Genomic DNA, 15,452 nt, shown 5'->3' with positions numbered 1-15,452 from the left:
AGCGGCGGCGCGTTGCCGGTCAGCGGCACCACCGGCGGCTCCGGCTCGACGGCGCGACGGCGGCCGGGCCGCTCGCCTGCCGGCCGTTCACCGGGTTCGCGGCCGGGAGGCGCCTCGGCGCGGCGACCACCCGGCACCAGGGGACCGGAGGCGGCCGCGTCGGCACGGGGGCCACCGACGGGGGCGGCGCCTAGCCCGCCCACCGGCAGCACCGGGGCCGCTCCGGGACCGACCGGGCTGCCCGTCCCGCCGCGGAGCGCGTCGGTCGGACGCGTCGGAGCGGACGGGGGGCCGCCGGGGTCGGGGCGGCCCGGTGCTGCGACCGACCCGGTGCTGCGACCGGCCGACCGGTCGTCGGGCACGGTCCGACGGTTCCGCAGGGAGGGACCGTCGGGAACCGCGCCGCCCGGACGGTCGCCGGGCACCACCCGGACCGGGCCCGACGGCCCGGCCGGACCACCGTGCGACGGCCCGCCGGTGGCCCGGGTGGCGGGCGGCGGGGCACCGGGACCGGCCCACCCGACGGGAGGGGCCTGGCCGGGGGGAACCGCTGCCCGGCCGGGACCGGGGGCCGGGGCCTGACCAGGGCCGTTACCGGGGACCGAAGGCCGCGCGGGACCGACGCCCGGGACCGACGCCCGACCGGCACCGGGGACCGAGGGTCGCGCGGGACCGGTCCCCGGGACCGACGCCCGACCGGGGGCCGAGGCCCGGCCCGGACCGGGGCCACCGACGACGGGGTGGGGACGGGACGCGTCCCCGGGTCGCTGCCCGTCGGGAGGGCCGGCCGGCGCCGTACCCGGGCGGACGCCCTCACCCTGGCGTGGGCGTTGCTCGGGCGCGGCCGGCCGGCCCGCTCCCCGCAGCGGCGGGGTGGCCTGGCCGCCGGGGTGCGCCGACCCCGGGGGTGGGGCGGCCTGGCCGCCGGGGTGCACCGGCCCGGGCGGTGGGGTGACGGCCTGGCCGCCGGGGGGCGTCGAGGGTTCCCGGCGTGGACCCGGCGGGCCCACCGGCGACGCGGACTGCGGACGGGCACCGGGCTGCGCCAACGGCGGCCGGGCACCCGGCGGCGCGGAATCCGGGCGGACCCCGGGCGGCGCGGACGGCGGCCGGACCCCGGGCGGCGCGGACGGCTGGCGGGCACCCGGGGGGGCGGAATCCGGGCGGACGGCCGGGGGCACCGGCTGCGGCCGGGCGCCCGACTGCGGCGAACGCGGCTCACCCGGAGTCGACCCGTCGGGACGCAGGACGGGCTGGCCGACACGCGGGGCGACCGGCCCCCCCGGGCCGGGCGAGCCCGGACCCTGTCCCGCAGGCGGCGGGGCCGGCGCACGGACCGGCGGCACCGGTCCGTTGTCCGGCCCCAGCTCGGTACGTTGCTGCTTCGCCGTACGCAGGTCGTCGATCCAGCCGAACTCCTCGCCGGCCGGCTCCGGCGGGGCCTCGTCGCTGCCCCGCCCCCGACCCCACCGACGTCCCCTGGCGCGAGGTTCACGCCGCTCGTCGGGACCGTCCTGCGGTTGCTCCCCACCTCGCGATGTCACTGCTGAACCTCCCCGGCGGCGTCGCCGCCGTCCTCATCCGCCCCACCGGTGTGCCGCGTGCCCGACAGGTGACGGCCGTTGACCACCGGCACCGGCCCGTCGGGGCGCGACGCCGGGGCGGGCAGCCCGCGGACGATCCGGCGCAGCAGGGGCAGCCGGGCGGCCACCGACCGCTCGACGCCGTGCCCGCTGGGCCGGTAGTAGTCGGTCCCGACGAGGTCGTCGGGAGCGTACTGCTGGGTGACCACCCCACGCTGGTCGTCGTGCGGGTAGCGGTAACCCGTGCCGTGCCCGAGCCCCCGGGCACCGGCGTAGTGCGCGTCGCGCAGCCCGCGCGGCACCGCGCCGCCCCGGCCGGCCCGCACGTCGGCCATCGCCGCCCCGAGGGCGGTGGTCGCCGAGTTGGACTTCGGCGCGGTCGCCAGGTGGATCACCGCCTGGGCCAGGTTGAGCTGGGCCTCGGGCAGGCCGACGTACTCCACCGCGTGCGCGGCGGCGGTCGCCACGCTCAGCGCCGACGGGTCGGCCATGCCGACGTCCTCGCTGGCGAAGATGACCATACGGCGGGCGACAAACCGGGCGTCCTCCCCGGCGACCAGCATCCGGGCCAGCCAGTGCAGCGCGGCGTCGACGTCCGAGCCGCGCATGCTCTTGATGAAGGCGCTGGTCACGTCGTAGTGCGCGTCGCCGTCGCGGTCGTAGCGCACGGCCGCCACGTCCACCGCCTGCTCGGTGGTGGCCAGGTCGATCCGGTCGGCACCGAGCGCGGTCGCCGAGGCCGCCGCCGCCTCCAGCGCGGTCAGCGCCTTGCGGACGTCGCCGCCGGCGAGGCGTACCAGGTGGTCCTCGGCGTCGGTGGCCAGGGTGAGCGCGCCGCCGAGGCCGCGCGGGTCGACGACCGCGCGGCGCAACAGGGATCGCACGGCCGTGTCGTCCAGCGGCTGGAGGGTGAGCAGCACGCACCGGGACAGCAGCGGGGAGATAACCGAGAAGTACGGGTTCTCGGTGGTCGCCGCGAGCAGGGTGACCGTGCGGTCCTCGACGGCGGCGAGCAGCGAATCCTGCTGGGTCTTGCTGAACCGGTGCACCTCGTCGATGAAGAGCACGGTCTGCGGGCCACCGGAGCGCCGCTGGCGGCGGGCCGCCTCGATGACGGCCCGGACGTCCTTGACCCCGGCGGTCAGCGCCGACATGGCCACGAAGCGGCGGTCGGTGGCCCGGGCCACCAGGTGGGCGATGGTGGTCTTGCCGCTGCCCGGCGGACCCCAGAGGATGACCGACAGCGCCGCACCCCCGCCCACCAGCTGGCGCAGCGGAGCGCCGGGCGCGAGGAGGTGTTCCTGCCCGACCAGCTCGTCGATGCTCGCCGGCCGCATCCGCACGGGCAACGGGGCGTCCGCCCCGGTCGAGGCGAACTCGTCGACCCCGACGACGCCGGCCGGCGCGCTGGGCGCCGCGGCGGGTGCGCCGAGGGAGAAGAGGGCGTCGGAATCCATCAGGAAGACAGTACCGGGCGCGGCCCACGACGCCGGAATCGCGCCGCGGGCCGCGCCCGTTCTGATCTGTCGCGGTCAGCCGCGACCCGGCCGACGGCCCCGGTACCACCGGCCGCCGCCACCGCCGCGCGGGCCGCTGCCGACACCGGCCAGGTAGAGCGAGAGCAGGAGCAGGCCGATCAGCACCAGGGTGTTCCAGTTGAACAGGTCGGGGGCACCGAAGTTGGTGTTGAGAAGGTCCAGCAGGAGCGCGAAGCCGAACACGACGGCCGCGAGGATGGCGAGCATGGTGATGTCCTCCGGTAGGGGGTCTCCCAGTAGGTCGGCCCGGATGTACCCAATCGGTCGACTCGTCAATCTCCACCGTGGAGATCGGCGTCGCCGGGGCACCTCGGCCCACCGGGTCCTAGGCTGCTCGCATGATCGACACCGCCCGGGAACTCGCCGGCCGGGCGGCCGTCCTCGCCGCCACCGACCACCACCCGTTCGTACGGCACGCTCTGCGACTCGCCGACGAGCCCCGCGCCTGGATCCGCGACGGCGCGGTGGGCTGGCTGCTCCCGACGGCGGAGAACGACCGGGCCGCCGGTGGCGTGGTCGGCGCGGTCGACGCGGCGGTGGAGCTGGTCGCGGCGCTGGTCGCCGACGGGGCGATCGGCCCGGGGCGGTACCTGCAACTGCCCCGGGCCGACCGGTCCCTGCTGGTCGACCGGTTCGCGGCGACCCGGGTCGACGAATGGGACTTCCTCTGGACCACCGCCGCCCCGTCCCGGCAACCCGGCCAGGAGCGGGTGGTCCGCCTCGGTCCGGCGGACCACCCGGCGCTGGCGGCGCTGATCGACGACGCCTTCCCCACCTCCTCGTCGCGCCCGGCGGACCCGACGGTCGCCGACTGGTACGGCATCCGGGACGGCGACCGCCTGGTCGCCTGCGGGGCGGACCGCAGTCGCGGCGACATCGGCTTCCTCGCCGGGCTCACCGTGGCCCGCGACCGGCGGGGGCGCGGGCTGGGCGCGGCGCTGACCGCCGGGATGACCCGGGCCCTGCTCGCCCGCTACGACCACGTGGCGCTCGGCGTCTACGCCGACAACCTGGCCGCGCTGCGGCTCTACCGTCGGCTCGGCTTCACCGGCACCCTACGGCGCAGCTCGGTGTGGCTCGGCTGAGGCCGCCGCCCCGGCCGGCCGGACGTCCCCGGGTCCGTGCCCGGCCGGATCGGCCCCGACGGTCGGGGTCGGGACAGCCCCACCGGGCGTAGCCGGATCAGCCCCGGCGGGCGGGGTCGGGGTGGTCCGGCGGCCGGCCCACCAGGCGGGCAGGTAGAGCGGGGCGGCCACCGCCAGCGCCACCGCGCCGACCACCATCGCCGTACCCACCCCGGAGCGGTCGGCCAGCGCGGTGAGCAGCACCGCGCCGAGGGCGAACCCCGGCTGGCCCATCATCGAGTTCAGCGACAGGACGCTGGTCCGGTACGGTCCGTCGACCTGCCGGTGCAGCAGCCCCAGGTGCAGCGGGTTGGACGCGCCGTGCACGGCGTAGCAGGCCAGGTAGGCGACCAGCACGCCGACCGGCCCGGCGAGCAGCCCCATGCCGAGCACCGTGCCGCCCTGCACGATGCGCAGCAGCGCGGCGGCGGGGGCGGCGCCGAGCCAGCGCAGCAACAGCGGGGTGGCCGCCGCTCCGGCCGCCGACACCAGCCAGGCCGCCGAGTTGGCCGGGCCGAGCAGCGCCGCCGCCCGCTCGGGGTCGCCGACCACCTCGGAGAGCCGGACCGGCAGCAGCGACTCGAAGGTGACCATGCCGAAGCCCCAGAACAGCTCCACCGACACCAGGGCCAGCAGCACCCGGGAGCGACGCAGCAGGCCGACGGCCTGACCGACCATCCGGGGGGCCGCCGCGACCGAGGCGCGCAGCGTGCCCGGACCCCGGGCCGGACCGGGCTCGACCAGCAGGGACAGCAGGACGGCCAGGGCGACGGCCTGGAGGGCGGCGGCGACCAGCACCGGCACCGTCAACGCGCTGACCGGCCCGAGGGGGCCGAGCGCGATGAGGCCACCGCTGAGCAGTGCCCCGGCGGCGATGGTGACGCCCGCGACGGTTCCGGCGAAGCCGAGGCCGGGCTCGTAGTCGGCATTGCGGTCGGCGGCCCGGGTGGACTCGACGTACCAGGAGTCGAGCGGGCCGCTGTCGAGCGCCCGGTAGACCCCTTGCAGCGCCCAGACCAGGAAGAACAGCGCGAACGAGTCGGCCACCGCGAGCAGGCCCAGCGACAGCAGGCTCACCGCCCAGGCGGTCACCAGGACGACCCGGCTGCCCAGCGCGTCGGCCAGGCCACCGGTGGGCAGTTCCAGCGCCAGCACCACCAGGCCCTGGGCGGTGGAGACGAGGCCGATCTGGGACAGCGACAGGCCGCGTTCCTGCATCAGCAGGATCATCACCGGGATGGTGAGGCCGGTGGGCAGCCAGCGCAGGCCGTAGAGGGTGAGGTAGCGGAACCGGACCTGGCGTACGGTCAGGGCGCTCACGGCCGCTGCTCGATCATCGGGAACGCGGCCAGGAAGACGTGCACCCGCTCGGCGTCGGGCTGTGCCGGGTCGGCCTCGGCACGGTAGCGCTCCAGCACCTGCCACAGCTCGTCGGAGAGGGCCTGGAGCCGGTCCGCCGGGAGGGTGAGGAAGGCGTCGCTCATCCCGAAGGCGTCCCGCCAGGCCGGCGACCAGTCCTGCTGGACGGCGAACCAGCGTGCGGCCCGCTCCGCCAGCAGGCGTACCTGGTCACCCTGGATCCACTCGATGGCGGCGCGGGCGTCGGGGTCGTCGTCGAAGTCGCTCGGTTCCCAGTCGGTCACCTCGTGCGCGGCCCGCCACCAGCGCTGCCGCCCGGTGCCCCGGTCCGGGTCTTCTACTACCAGCCCCACGTCGGCGAGCTGGCGCAGGTGGTAGCTGGTGGCGCCGGTGTTGGTGGCGAGCAGCCCGGCGAGGGTGGTGGCGGTGGCCGGCCCCTGCACCCGCAACGCGCCGAGCAGCCGCAACCGCAACGGGTGGGCCAGGACCCGGACCTGCCGGTGGTCGATCCGCACGGCCCGGGACGCGCCCCGCCCGCTGTTCTCGTCGCTCTCCATACATGCACAATAACTGTGCACAAAACCTATGCACAACTCCTATGCATCTACCCCTCCCGCCCTAGCGCACCCTCCCCCGCCCGCCCCGCACCCTCCCCCGCCCTCCCCTCCACGCCCCGCTCCGCCCTTCATAACGATCAAGAGGTTTACGTCACCGCAGGGCGGGCGGGATGACGTAAACCTCTTGATCAATGATGCGGGGTGGAGCCGGGCACGGCCGGGTGGGGCCGGGCGGGTGGGGCCGGGCGGGTGGGGTGGGGTGGGGTGGCGGGGTGGGGGGTCAGACCGGGGTGGCTACCGGGGCGGCGGGGCCGGCGGTGCCGGCGGACGGGGTGGCAGGCTTCGGCTTGGCGTCGATGCCGGCCTCGGTGCGCTGCTGGCCGGTGATCGGGGTCGGTGCGCCGGTCAGCGGGTCGAAGCCGCCCCGGGTCTTGGGGAAGGCGATCACCTCGCGGATCGAGTCGGCCCCGGCGAGCAGCATGCAGACCCGGTCCCAGCCGAACGCGATGCCGCCGTGCGGCGGGGCGCCGTACCTGAACGCCTCCAGCAGGAAGCCGAACTTGTCCTGCGCCTCGGCGGGGGTGATGCCGAGCAGGTCGAAGACCCGCTGCTGCACGTCGCCCCGGTGGATACGGATCGAACCGCCGCCGATCTCGTTGCCGTTGCAGACGATGTCGTACGCGTACGCCAGCGCCCGGTCCGGAGCCTCCTCGAACCGGTCGACCCAGTCGGCGTTCGGCGAGGTGAACGGGTGGTGCACGGCCGTCCAGCCACCGTCGTCCGTCCGCTCGAACATCGGCGCGTCGACCACCCAGCAGAACGCCCAGGCGCTCTCGTCGATCAGCTTCGCCCGCTTGGCGATCTCGATCCGGGCCGCGCCGAGCAGCTCCTGCGCCTCCCGGGTGTTCGTGCCGGCGGCGAAGAACACCGCGTCGCCCGGCTTGGCCCCGACCGCGTCGGCCAGCCCGCCCAGGTGCTCGGCGGAGAGATTCTTGGCCACCGGCCCGCGTGCCTCGCCGGTCTCGGCGTCCAGCACCACGTACGCCAGGCCCCGCGCGCCGCGCGCCTTGGCCCAGTCCTGCCAGCCGTCGAGCTCCTTGCGGGTCTGCGCCGCCCCGCCCGGCATGACGACCGCGCCGACGTAGCCGCCCGCGTCGATCGCCGCGGCGAAGACCCGGAAGGCGGTGCCGCGCAGGTAGTCGGTCAGCTCGGTCAGCTCCAGGCCGTAACGCAGGTCGGGCTTGTCGGAGCCGTACCGGGCCATCGCGTCGTGCCAGGTGATCCGGGGGATCGGCCGGGAGATCTCGTGACCGGCCAGGTCCTTCCAGAGCGCCGTGACGATCGCCTCGCCGAGGTCGATCACGTCGTCCTCGGTGACGAAGGACATCTCGATGTCGAGCTGGGTGAACTCCGGCTGCCGGTCGGCCCGGAAGTCCTCGTCGCGGTAGCAGCGGGCGATCTGGTAGTACCGCTCCATGCCGCCGACCATCAGCAGCTGCTTGAACAGCTGCGGCGACTGCGGCAGCGCGTACCAACTGCCGGGCTGGAGCCGGACCGGGACCAGGAAGTCGCGGGCACCCTCCGGGGTGGACCGGGTCAGCGTCGGGGTCTCGATCTCCAGGAAGTCCCGCTCGTGCAGCACCCCCCGGGCCAGCTGGTTGGCCCGCGAGCGCAGCCGCAGGGCGTTGGCCGGGCCGCTGCGGCGCAGGTCCAGGTAACGGTAGCGCAGCCGGATGTCGTCACCGGCCTCGATCTGGTCGTCCACCGGCAGCGGCAGCGGCGCGGCCTCGGAGAGCACCTCCAGCACGCTGGCGGTCACCTCGATCGCGCCGGTGGGCAGCTCCGGGTTCTCGTTGCCCTCGGGGCGGCGGGTCACCTCGCCGGTGACCGTGACGCAGAACTCGTTGCGCAGCGCGTGGGCGTCCTCCTCGCGGAACACCACCTGGACCACGCCGGAGCCGTCGCGCAGGTCGACGAAGATGACACCGCCGTGGTCGCGCCGGCGGGCCACCCACCCGGCGAGCGTCACCGTGGTGCCGGCGTCCGTCGCGCGCAGGCTGCCGGCGTCATGGGTACGGATCACGACTTGCGTCTCCTCATCTGCGGTACGGCTGTCTCACCCGCATTGTGTCAGCCGCCCGGTCCGCCCGGTTGCGGGGTGAGCAAGGCCGGCCCGCCTCACCCACACGCGGAACGGGCCGCCGGTGTCCCGACGGCCCGTTCGCGGAGGTGGAGCAGATGATGCGGTGGTGCATCAGACGATGCGGCAGATCGGTCAGATGATGCTGACGCCGTAGACGCTCAGCGGCTCGGTGACGGGCTGGAAGTAGGTGATGCCGCCACGGGTGCAGTTGCCGCTGCCGCCGGAGGTGAGGCCGACCGCGCTGCTGCCGCTGAACAGCGAGCCGCCGCTGTCGCCCGGCTCGGCGCAGACGTTGGTCCGGATCAGGCCGGAGACCGAGCCCTCGGCGTAGTTCACCGTGGCGTTGGTGGCCGTCACCGAACCACCCTTGAGGCCGGTGGTGCTGCCGGAGCGCTGCACGCTCTGGCCGACGTAGGCGTTGGCGGCACCGGTGACGTCCTGGTAGCTGCCGTTGTAGAGGGAGACGTTGCCGGTCGCGTTGGCCGCGTTGCTGTGCCGGACGATGCCGTAGTCGTTGCCCGGGAAGCTGGTGCCGGTACGGGTGCCGAGCACGCTGGTCTGGCCGGAGTTCGAGTACCAGGTCGAGCCGATGTTGGTGCAGTGCCCGGCGGTCAGGAAGAAGGTCTGGCCGGCGCTGTTGCGGACGTTGAAGCCGAGCGAGCAGCGACCGCCGCCGGTGTAGATGGCCTGGCCACCGGAGATCTTGGTGCTGAGCACGCCGGCCTCGGCCTCGACCCGCACGGCGCCACCGGTGCGCGCGGCGGCGGCCTTGACCCGCGCCAGCTTGGCGCCGGTGACGGTGCTGTCGACCGACACGACGACCTGGTTGGTGACGGCGTCGGTCCACCACGCGGTGCCGGGGATCTTGGCCGACCGCTCCAGCTCGGCGGTGGCGGAACGGAGCTGGGCCGCGCCCCGGGTGACCATCTTCGGGGTGGCGCCGGCGGCGCGGACCTCGCGGGCCGCGGCGGGGTCGGTGACGGCGACGACCATCTTGCCGGTGGCGTCGGCGTAGGTGCCGGCGGCCCGGTCGCCGAGGCGGTCGGCCAGGCTGGCGGCGGCGTCGGGGGATGCGGGCGAGGCGGGGGCCGCCTGGGCGGGTGCGCCCATCAGCGCGCCGGTGACCAGAGTGCCGGCCATGGCGACAGCGGCGGCGTGGCGGAGTGAGGACCTCGTGGGTCGCATGCAACAACCTCCGGAAGGGTGTGACGGGCAGCGTCATGCAGACGTACCCGAGGGCACCCGGCCGACCTGGGGAGAATCGGCCGAGAGGTTGAAGTATTCACATATCTAAGATCGTAAACAAGACATGGCTTTGCCCACATTCACCCCGCCGGTCGATATGACGCCCAGGCAACACGGTGGACACCTCCATGTCAGACCCGCGCCAACCTGGCCGAGCCGACCGACGGACACCCCGGCCGCCCACCCACCATCGGGCCCGACTCCTGGCCGATTTCGATCGGGACGACACCCCCACCGGGCCACCGACGCGATCCCCCTCGCCCACCCCGGGGACTCCCGGTCCAACCAGGCAGGAAGGAACACCCAGGCCCGTTACGCACAGCCACCAGACCTCACCCCACCACCCCTCACCCCCTCCCCTTTGCTCTGCCGCCCTCCCGGCGACAGTCACGAGGAGTAGCGGGAGCTGGAGTCGGTCCGACCGAGAGATCATCAGCAGACAGCAGGCCAGGGTGGTGGTGCCGCGAGGGCAGCAGAGCAAAGGGCGGAGGGGTGGGATATCGGGGGAGGCAGGACAGTGACGGTGAGTTACACACCCGGAAGGGTCACCCTGAGTAACCAGAGTGGCAGGCGGAAGCGCTGTCAGGTGGACGGACACGCCACCAGACCGGCGGACCCACGTCGGGTGGGCGGACACGCCGTCGAGTGGGTCGCCGATCGGCGACGCGAGGCCCGGGACCGTCCGTCACACCCGCTTACCAGGGTAGGTGCGGGAGCGGGCGGGACGTTCAGGCGCGGGCGGCCAGCTTGGCGGCACGGGCGTCGCGCTTCTCCTCGAACCGGGAGGCGGCCTGCTCCAGGCCGTCCAGCCGGGCGGCGATCTCGTCGCGGGCGGCCTCACCGTCGGCGTCCAGACCGGTCACGTTGAACACGTCCCACTGGCGCAGCACCGGGGCCACCACGTCGTCGCGGTGCTGACGCAGGTCGTAGATGCCGGCCAGGGCGATCGCCACCGACTTGCGGGTAAAGCCCTCGATGCCCACCCCGGGCATCTGGAAGTCGCCCAGCACCTCGGCGATCGCCCGCATCGTCTGGCTCGGGGCCACCTCCAGGGCCGCGCCGAGCAGGTTGCGGTAGAAGACCATGTGCAGGTTCTCGTCGGCCGCGACCCGGCTCAGCAACGCCTCGCAGACCGGGTCGCCGGTGATCCGGCCGGTGTTGCGGTGCGAGATCCGGGTGGCCAGCTCCTGGAACGACACGTACGCCAGCGAGCGCAGCATCGACGAGTCGTGCGAGTTGCTGTAACCGGCGGTCATGTGCACCATCCGGGCCCGCTCCAGGGCCACCGGGTCGACCGCCCGGGTGACCGTCAGGTAGTCCCGGATGGCGGTGCCGTGCCGTCCCTCCTCGGCGGTCCACCGGCCGACCCAGGTCCCCCACGCCCCGTCCGGCCCGAACAGGCTGGCGATCTGGTGGTGGTACGACGGCAGGTTGTCCTCGGTGAGCAGGTTGACGATCAGCGCCGTCCGGGCCACCTCGGGCAGCGTCGAGTCCGCCTCCGACCACGCCTCGCCACCGAGCGGGCCGTCGAAGGTGCGCCCCTCGCTCCACGGCACGTACTCGTGCGGGAACCACTCCTTCGCCACCGCCAGGTGCCGGTCGAGGTTCTTGGCGACCACGGGTTCGAGTTCGTGGAGCAGCGCGGTCTCGCTGATGTCGGTCACAGGATCCCTCCCTACGGTGGCGTAACTTACGCCACCGTAGGTCCCCGGTGGCGTACGCGCCAGTAACCGGACGGCTCAGCCGACCTGTGGCTTCAGGTCCTGGTGGGGGGGCATCCACTCACCGGCCGCCGCGTCCACCTGCTCGCCCGAGCGGATGTCCTTGACCTGGTCGCCGTCGGCCCCGGGGAACCACACGTACGGAATGCCGCGCCGCTCGGCGTACCGGATCTGCTTGCCGAACTTGGCCGCGCTCGGCGACACCTCGGTCGGCACGCCCCGGGACCGCAGCGCCTCGGCGACCGCGTTGCTGGCCGCCCGCTCCTCCTCGGCTCCGACGGCCACCAGCACGCAGGTCGGCACGCTGCGGGAGACCGAGAGCGCCCCGGCGCCGAAGAGCAGGCCGAGCAGCCGGGTCACCCCGATCGAGATGCCCACCCCCGGGTACGAGACGGCCCCGGCGGTGGCCAGGTCGTCGTACCGGCCACCGGAACAGATCGACCCGAACCGCTCGTAGCCGACCAGCGACGTCTCGTAGACGGTGCCGGTGTAGTAGTCCAGACCCCGGGCGATGCGCAGGTCGGCCACGCAGAGCCCCGGCGCGTGCGCGGCGGCCGTCTCCACCACCGCGACCAGCTCGGCGATGCCCTCGTCGAGCAGCGGATCGGTCACCCCCAGGGCGCGCACCGCGTCGGCGAAGGACGCGTCCGCCGCGGAGATCCCGGCCAGCGCCAGGCAGGCGTCGGCCTGCGCCTCGCTCGCCCCGGCCGTCTCGGCCAGCAGCGCGGCCACCTTCGCCGGGCCGATCTTGTCGAGCTTGTCGACCGCGCGCAGCGCCGCCTCCGGGTCGGTCAGCCCGATGCCCCGGTAGAAGCCCTCGCAGATCTTGCGGTTGTTGACCTGGATCCGCACCGGCGGGATGGGCAGCGACCGCAGTGCGTCGCCGATCACCAGCGGCATCTCCGCCTCGTAGTGCGCCGGCAGGGTGTCCCGGTCCACGATGTCGATGTCGGCCTGGAGGAACTCCCGGTAGCGCCCCTCCTGCGGGCGCTCGCCCCGCCACACCTTCTGGATCTGGTATCGACGGAACGGGAACTGGAGCTTGCCGGCGTTCTCCAGCACGTACCGGGCGAACGGCACGGTCAGGTCGAAGTGCAGGCCGAGCGCGTCGTCACCGGCCGGGCCGTCCGCGTCGGCCTGCAACCGGCGCAGCAGGTAGACCTCCTTGGAGGTCTCCCCCTTGCGCAGCAGCTGGTCCAGCGGCTCCACCGACCGGGTCTCCAGCGGCGCGAAGCCGTACAGCTCGAAGGTGTGCCGGATCCGGTCCAGGACGAACTGCTCGATCATCCGCTGCGACGTGGTCCACTCCGGGAAGCCGGAGAGGGGCGTGGGCTTGCTCATGGGCGTACTCCTTGCGGGTCCGCGCGGGGCGCGGTGAGATCGACAGCTCCGCGCACGGCGCGGAGCGGAGACTAGAGGCCGCGGGTGGGCGTCGCCGGACGCGCCCCGCCGGACCCCGCCACGTCGACGAGGTACGGATTGCGCACGCGTTCCCGGCCGATGGTGGTCGCCGGGCCGTGACCGGGCAGCACGACGGTGTCGTCGGCCAGCGGAAGGACCTTCTCCCGCAGGCTGTCCAGCATCCGGGACATGCTGCCGCCCGGCAGGTCGGTGCGGCCGATCGAGCCGGCGAAGAGCACGTCGCCGGAGAGGCAGACCTGCTCGGCCTCCCAGGGCGAGCCGGCGCCGGGCAGCCGGAACAGCACCGACCCGCCGGTATGGCCCGGGGCGTGGTCGACGGTGACCTCCAGACCGGCCAGCGCCAGCGTCGCCCCGTCGGTCAGCTCCGCCACGTCGTCAGGCTCGGTGTACGGCAGCCGGCCGCCGAACAGCGCGGTGAGGTCCATCGACAGCGCCTTGGTCGGATCGGCCAGCAGCTCCCGGTCCTCCGGGTGCACGTAGGCCGGAATGCCCCGCGCGCCGCAGACCGGCGCGACCGAGAAGGTGTGGTCGAGATGGCCGTGGGTGAGCAGCACGGCGGCCGGGTGCAGGCGGTGCTCGGCGAGCACGGCGTCGAGCCGGTCGAGCACCCCGATACCGGGGTCGACCACCACGCACTGCTCCCCCGGCGCGGTCGCCACCACATAGCAGTTGGTGCCGAAAGCATCCGCGGGAAAGCCGGCCACGAGCACGTCAGCTCCCCTTCCGTTCGAGTCGACTGTCTCCCGGGCAGCCTAGCCGCCGCCGGTGCCGCGGCACGCGTTCCCACCCGTCCCACCCGCCCCGGACGGCGCAGTGACGCACTTTGATAAACCCAGGCCGGACCTCGTACACCACTTTCACAGCGGCTACCCGTACACTCTGCGGGCGTGTGGCGTGGCGCACCCGCGGACACGTACGGGCACCAACGGCCCGACCGCCGGTGACGACCAGGGTAGAGGAGGGGAGCACGGGTGGCTTCCAGCAGGGACCGGCAGCGCAAACTCGCGCGGGAGAAGCTCGACCGGCAGCTGGCCCGCCGGGCCGCCGCCGCGCGACGGCGTCGACAGATCCAGGCCGGGGTCGGCGCGGCCGTGGTGCTGGTGCTGATCGTGGCCGGCGCGGCCTGGGGGCTGGGCGCCTTCGACCGCGAGCCCGAGCAGAAGGCCGCCGAGGACGTCTGCCTCTGGACGCCACAGGACGCGAGCGCCAACACCAACCTCAAGGACGTCGGCGCCCCGGCCACCAAGGACCTGCCCACCTCCGGGGTACGCACGATGACCGTCGACACCGACCAGGGCGGCCCGATCACCGCCGAGCTGGATCTCGCCGGGGCGCCGTGCGCCGGGGCGAGCATCGCCCACCTGGCCGGCACGTCGTTCTACGACAACACCAAGTGCCACGAGATCACCGCCGAGGGCGCGCTGCGCTGCGGCGACCCGAGCGGCACCGGCCTCGGCGGCCCCACCTACACGTTCTACAACGAGAACGTGCCGACCGGCCCCGAGGCGAGCCCGTCGGCCAGCCCGGCCCCCGGCCAGCCGCCGACGTACCCGAAGGGCACGGTCGCCATGATCGGCAACCCGCCGGGCGCCAACGGCAGCCAGTTCCTCGTCTTCTTCAAGGACTTCAGCCCGGCCCAGCCGGCCTACCCGATCATCGGCCGGGTGACCGGCGGGTTGGACGTGGTCGAGAAGATCGGCGCCCTGCCGACCGTGGACAACGGGGCGGGCGCCAAGGTCAAGCCGAAGACCGACGTGACCATCCGCAAGCTCACCGTCGGTGAGGCACAGGCCGCCCCGGCACCGGCGACCGGCTCCCCGGCCGCGTCCCCGGCGGCCAGCCCGAGCGCCGGCTGAACCGGCCCACACCCGTACCTGCGGCCACGCCGCGCCCGAGATGTCCAGGAGGAGTGACCGTGACGTCCACGAGAGAGCGGCAGCGCGCGGCGGCGCGGGCCCGACTTGAGCGGGAGATGGCCGAGCGCTCGGCCAAGGCCCGTAAGCGCCGGCAGACGCAGGCGATCGTCGGGGCCGCCGCGATCCTGGTGCTCGTGGTCGCCGGCACCGTCTGGTTGGCCACCAGCCTCGGCGGCGATGACGACGACAGCAAGCAGCAGGCCGCCGGCACCGAGGGCTTCTCGCAGTGCGCCTACACCGAGTCGCCGAAGGAGGGTCGGCCCGCGCAGATCAAGGACGTCGGCCTTCCGCCGGCCCAGCAGGCCAACAAGGGCACCCAGACGATGACCCTGGAGACCAACCTGGGGCCGATCGTCGCCAAGCTCGACCGCACCAAGGTGCCCTGCACCGCCGGCAGCTTCACCTACCTGGCCAGTAAGGGCTTCTTCGACAACACCAAGTGCCACCGCCTGGTGACCGAGGGCATCAAGGTGCTCCAGTGCGGTGACCCGAGCGCCACCGGCAAGGGCTGGCGGCAGACCGACGGCACCGGCGGGCCGGGCTACGGCCTGGCCGAGGAGAACCTGCCGACCGACAAGCGGCCCCCCTACCCGGAGGGCGTCATCGCGATGGCCAACTCCGGGCAGCCGGGCAGCACCGGCAGCCAGTTCTTCATCGTCTACGGCGACTCGCAGCTCGACCCGAACTACACCGTGCTGGGCACCATCACCACCGGCATGGACCTGGTCAAGCAGGTCGGCGCCGCCGGTGACGACAAGGCGTTCGCCCAGCAGGCCGGGGGTGGCCACCCCAAGAAGGAGGTCACCATCACCAAGCTGACCATGAGCGACATCGAGGGCTGACC

At 74.1% G+C, this 15,452-nt stretch carries 12 protein-coding genes; 3 read left to right on the top strand and 9 right to left on the bottom strand.

Going from position 1 to position 15,452, the window contains the following annotated elements:
- Window positions 1-1,540 precede the first annotated feature (1,540 nt).
- Both GA0070623_RS28655 and GA0070623_RS28650 read right to left on the bottom strand, forming a co-directional pair.
- The gene (locus tag GA0070623_RS28655) at window positions 1,541-3,040 is read right to left on the bottom strand and encodes a replication-associated recombination protein A (RefSeq protein ID WP_067307864.1); all 1,500 of its coding nucleotides are present in this window, start codon (window positions 3,038-3,040) and stop codon (window positions 1,541-1,543) included.
- A gap of 75 nt (window positions 3,041-3,115) precedes the next feature.
- Window positions 3,116-3,328, bottom strand: a complete 213-nt coding sequence (locus GA0070623_RS28650) for a hypothetical protein (RefSeq protein ID WP_067307861.1) — start codon at window positions 3,326-3,328, stop codon at window positions 3,116-3,118.
- Window positions 3,329-3,459: 131 nt separating this feature from the next.
- On the opposite strand from GA0070623_RS28650, the gene GA0070623_RS28645 reads away from it, so the two are divergent.
- Window positions 3,460-4,206, top strand: a complete 747-nt coding sequence (locus GA0070623_RS28645) for a GNAT family N-acetyltransferase (protein ID WP_067307859.1) — start codon at window positions 3,460-3,462, stop codon at window positions 4,204-4,206.
- Here the strand turns inward: GA0070623_RS28645 and GA0070623_RS28640 are convergent.
- The 7 genes from GA0070623_RS28640 to GA0070623_RS28605 form a co-directional block, all read right to left on the bottom strand.
- Complete coding sequence (locus tag GA0070623_RS28640; protein WP_067307857.1) at window positions 4,177-5,565, bottom strand: MFS transporter; 1,389 nt, start codon at window positions 5,563-5,565, stop codon at window positions 4,177-4,179. The two genes, GA0070623_RS28645 and GA0070623_RS28640, sit on opposite strands and share 30 nt — an antisense overlap.
- Entirely contained in the window at window positions 5,562-6,161 is a 600-nt protein-coding gene (locus GA0070623_RS28635) for a helix-turn-helix domain-containing protein (protein WP_067307854.1), read from the bottom strand. The genes GA0070623_RS28640 and GA0070623_RS28635 overlap by 4 nt, the downstream gene beginning before the upstream one ends.
- 280 nt (window positions 6,162-6,441) lie before the next feature.
- Window positions 6,442-8,244: an aspartate--tRNA ligase gene (aspS, locus tag GA0070623_RS28625; protein ID WP_067307850.1), complete on the bottom strand. Its 1,803-nt coding sequence runs from the start codon at window positions 8,242-8,244 to the stop codon at window positions 6,442-6,444.
- A 192-nt stretch (window positions 8,245-8,436) separates the two neighbouring features.
- Window positions 8,437-9,489 carry a S1 family peptidase gene (locus GA0070623_RS28620; protein WP_067307846.1) on the bottom strand — a complete coding sequence of 351 codons (1,053 nt, stop codon included), beginning with the start codon at window positions 9,487-9,489 and terminating at the stop codon, window positions 8,437-8,439.
- Window positions 9,490-10,277: 788 nt separating this feature from the next.
- Window positions 10,278-11,213: an acyl-ACP desaturase gene (locus GA0070623_RS28615; protein WP_067307843.1), complete on the bottom strand. Its 936-nt coding sequence runs from the start codon at window positions 11,211-11,213 to the stop codon at window positions 10,278-10,280.
- Between the two features lie 75 nt (window positions 11,214-11,288).
- Entirely contained in the window at window positions 11,289-12,611 is a 1,323-nt protein-coding gene (hisS, locus tag GA0070623_RS28610) for a histidine--tRNA ligase (RefSeq protein WP_067307840.1), read from the bottom strand.
- 71 nt (window positions 12,612-12,682) lie between these two features.
- The gene (locus GA0070623_RS28605; RefSeq protein WP_067307837.1) at window positions 12,683-13,402 is read right to left on the bottom strand and encodes an MBL fold metallo-hydrolase; all 720 of its coding nucleotides are present in this window, start codon (window positions 13,400-13,402) and stop codon (window positions 12,683-12,685) included.
- A 261-nt stretch (window positions 13,403-13,663) separates the two neighbouring features.
- Between GA0070623_RS28605 and GA0070623_RS28600 the strand changes: the two genes are divergently transcribed.
- Together GA0070623_RS28600 and GA0070623_RS28595 are read left to right on the top strand one after the other, a co-directional pair.
- The gene (locus tag GA0070623_RS28600) at window positions 13,664-14,548 is read left to right on the top strand and encodes a peptidylprolyl isomerase (RefSeq protein WP_067307834.1); all 885 of its coding nucleotides are present in this window, start codon (window positions 13,664-13,666) and stop codon (window positions 14,546-14,548) included.
- Window positions 14,549-14,607: 59 nt separating this feature from the next.
- On the top strand, window positions 14,608-15,450 hold the full coding sequence (locus tag GA0070623_RS28595) for a peptidylprolyl isomerase (protein ID WP_067307877.1): 843 nt from the start codon (window positions 14,608-14,610) through the stop codon (window positions 15,448-15,450).
- Window positions 15,451-15,452 lie beyond the last annotated feature (2 nt).

The organism is Micromonospora rifamycinica (assembly GCF_900090265.1).
Lineage (GTDB): Bacteria > Actinomycetota > Actinomycetes > Mycobacteriales > Micromonosporaceae > Micromonospora > Micromonospora rifamycinica.
Note: the sequence above shows the minus strand (reverse complement) of the source record. Positions and strands in the feature narration are given on the sequence as shown.

Coding starts and splice junctions, on each gene's coding strand:
- GA0070623_RS28645 (WP_067307859.1), top strand. CDS start 3,460: ATGATCGACACCGCCCGGGAACTCGCCGGCCGGGCGGCCGTCCTCGCC.
- GA0070623_RS28635 (WP_067307854.1), bottom strand. CDS start 6,161: ATGGAGAGCGACGAGAACAGCGGGCGGGGCGCGTCCCGGGCCGTGCGG.
- GA0070623_RS28620 (WP_067307846.1), bottom strand. CDS start 9,489: ATGCGACCCACGAGGTCCTCACTCCGCCACGCCGCCGCTGTCGCCATG.
- GA0070623_RS28650 (WP_067307861.1), bottom strand. CDS start 3,328: ATGCTCGCCATCCTCGCGGCCGTCGTGTTCGGCTTCGCGCTCCTGCTG.
- hisS (WP_067307840.1), bottom strand. CDS start 12,611: ATGAGCAAGCCCACGCCCCTCTCCGGCTTCCCGGAGTGGACCACGTCG.
- GA0070623_RS28655 (WP_067307864.1), bottom strand. CDS start 3,040: ATGGATTCCGACGCCCTCTTCTCCCTCGGCGCACCCGCCGCGGCGCCC.